The following is a 2,921-nucleotide window of genomic DNA, read 5'->3' as shown; positions in this document are numbered from 1 at the left end:
TACATGGCGAAGAAAACTACGACAAGCCTCTTGGCTTCAACGTCCCCCAGTTGGACGGTGGATATTCTGGTGTGCGAAGGTTTTGTGCTGACGGAAATGTCCGCTGTTGTGGATACCCTGCGCATTGCCAACCGGGTGCTCGCCCAACCGCCGTTTCGAATATACTTCCGCTCGGCACAGGGCGGGCAGCTGTCCTGTCGGGCGGGGCTCTTGGTGGAAACCACTCCCTATGTGGATCGTCCAGATGCGGATTTTGCCTTCGTACTGGGCAATACAGATCCAGATCATCCGGGCCTCTCGCTGGGGCGGGTGATTAAAAGCTACACCAACCGGGGAGCACGGGTCTACCTGCTGGCGGAGGCTGCGGCGCGATATCTGAAGGACCAGCGGCGAGCCGGGGCGACGCATTGGGAAAACGCGGCTCTGCTGCGGGAACGCCAAGGGTTGTTTGAGGCCAGCCATGCTTTGGCAAGTGAAGATGGTCCGGTCATTACCTGTGCCGGAATGGGGGCGACCACTGACATTGTGCTGGCACTGATTGGTCGGCTCACCTCGGCGGCGGCGCAGTTAAGTGTGGCCAATATCATGCTGCATGAACAGGTGCGCGACTATTCCTCACTACAACCCTTTGCCGGTGCCAAACCCACGATCACCGGCGATCGGGATCTGGATCAAGCGATCCGCCTGATGCAGGCCAATATCGAAGAGCCAATGCCTATTGGCGAGATCGTGGCCGAGCTCGGTATTTCGACCCGCTCGTTGGAGCGTAAGTTCAAGACCTATCTTGCCACCACCCCCAATGGTTTTTGCCGAGAGATGCGGCTTAATAAGGCGAATAATCTGCTGTTGAACACCACTATGAGCGTGCGTGAAATTGGCCTCGCTTGTGGATTTCAGAACGGGTTCTCCACGCTTTACAAATCTATCTTTGGAATCACGCCTTTTGCTCTGCGCAAACGTCGTCGCCTGGGCGGAGACCCGTCGATTGATTTCTTGAACGCCGGAGAATAGCCGGCGATATTTGACGTTTTTGGCACCTTTTTTGACGCCTGATCATGATAAGTGGAGGGGAATTCAAGTTCTTTCGGAGTGCTGACATGAGCGAACTTCCTTCCCAGGCCCGTGTGGTCATTATCGGCGGTGGTGTGGTGGGCTGTTCGGTGGCTTATCACCTGACCAAACTCGGCTGGCAGGACGTCGTCCTGCTTGAGCGCAAACAGCTGACCTCGGGCACCACATGGCACGCTGCTGGCCTGATCGCACAGCTGCGCGCGACGGCAAACATGACCAAACTCGCAAAATACAGCCAGGAACTCTATGGCGCTCTGGAAGAGGAAACCGGTGTCGCCACCGGCTTCAAGCGGGTTGGCTCGATCACCGTTGCCCTGACCGAAGAACGCCGCGAGGAGATCTTTCGCTCGGCTGCCATGGCCCGCGCCTTTGGTGTCGATGTCGAGGAAATCACCCCCGCCGAGGTCAAGGCGAAGTACCCCCATCTCAACACTGAAGACGTGGTTGCGGGGGTTTACCTCGACAAGGACGGACAGGGCGACCCGGCCAATATCGCGCTGGCGCTGGCCAAGGGGGCGCGGATGCGCGGCGCCCTGATCAGGGCGCGCGTCAAGGTTACCGGGCTTGCCCGCAGGGGGCGCCGGGTGACCGGCGTCGACTGGGCCGGGGAAGACGGCAGCGCGGGTCATATCGAAGCCGAGATGATCGTCAATTGCGCGGGCATGTGGGGCCGTGAGGTGGGCCGCATGGCGGGCACCAACGTACCGCTTCAGGCCTGTGAGCATTTCTATATCGTCAGCGAACCGATTGCCGGGCTGACCCAATTGCCGGTGCTGCGGGTGCCCGATGAATGCGCCTATTACAAGGAAGACGCGGGCAAGATGATGCTGGGCGCGTTCGAGCCGAACGCCAAGCCCTGGGGCATGGCGGGCATCCCGGAGAGCTTTGAATTTGATCAGCTGCCCGAGGATTTCGATCACTTCGAACCGATCCTCGAATGGGCGGTGAACCGTATGCCGATGCTGGGCGAGGCGGGGATTCACACGTTCTTCAACGGTCCCGAAAGCTTTACCCCCGACGATGCCTATCACCTTGGTCTCGCGCCCGAGATGGATAACGTCTGGGTCGCGGCGGGCTTCAACTCGATCGGCATCCAGTCGGCGGGCGGTGCCGGCATGGCACTCGCGCAATGGATGGAGGATGGCGCGAAGCCCTTTGATCTGGGCGATGTCGACATCTCGCGGATGCAGCCCTTTCAGGGCAACAAGCGGTATCTCTTTGAACGCTCGCATGAAACGCTCGGACTGCTTTATGCCGATCATTTCCCCTATCGCCAAAAGGCCACCGCGCGCGGTGTGCGGCGCTCGCCGTTTCACTCCCAGCTTCTCGATCATGGCGCGGTGATGGGCGAGCTTGCCGGCTGGGAGCGCGCCAACTGGTTCGCCAATCCCGGCCAGGACCGCGAATATGCCTATTCCTGGAAGCGCCAGAACTGGTTTGACAATACTGCCGCCGAGCATCGCGCGATCCGCACCGGGGTGGGGATGTATGACATGTCCTCCTTCGGCAAGCTGCGTGTCGAGGGAAGTGGTGCCGAAGCGTTCCTGAACCACCTTTGCGGCGCCGACATGTCGGTCCCGGTGGGGCGGATCGTCTATACGCAATTCCTGAATGCGACCGGCGGGATCGAGGCCGATGTGACGGTGACCCGCCTGTCGGAGACGGCCTATCTTGTGGTCACACCGGCGGCCACGCGGCTCGCGGATGAAACATGGCTGCGCCGCCATATCGGCGAGCGGGCCGTGGTGATCACCGATGTGACGGCAGGCGAAGGTGTGCTGGCGGTAATGGGCCCCAAGGCGCGCGACCTGCTTCAGGCGGTCTCGCCCAATGATTTCAGCAATGCCGCC

2 protein-coding genes are annotated in these 2,921 nt (G+C 60.5%); both read left to right on the top strand.

What is annotated here, in order from left to right; genetic code table 11:
- Positions 1-3 precede the first annotated feature (3 nt).
- A complete protein-coding gene (locus tag QZ522_RS18865; protein ID WP_294615268.1) occupies positions 4-1,011 on the top strand; it encodes a helix-turn-helix domain-containing protein in 1,008 nt (335 codons plus the stop codon).
- Between the two features lie 86 nt (positions 1,012-1,097).
- A partial coding sequence (locus QZ522_RS18860; RefSeq protein ID WP_294615265.1) for an FAD-dependent oxidoreductase occupies positions 1,098-2,921 on the top strand: 1,824 nt, incomplete at its 3' end.

The sequence above is a fragment of the uncultured Roseovarius sp. genome, assembly GCF_913054395.1.
Classification (GTDB): Bacteria; Pseudomonadota; Alphaproteobacteria; order Rhodobacterales; family Rhodobacteraceae; genus Roseovarius.
The sequence above is the reverse complement of the archived record's forward strand: the minus strand, read 5'-3'. Positions and strand labels throughout refer to the sequence as shown.

Bases quoted from the DNA above. Each gene is read 5' to 3' on its own strand.
- QZ522_RS18865 (WP_294615268.1), top strand. From the start codon at position 4: ATGGCGAAGAAAACTACGACAAGCCTCTTGGCTTCAACGTCCCCCAGT.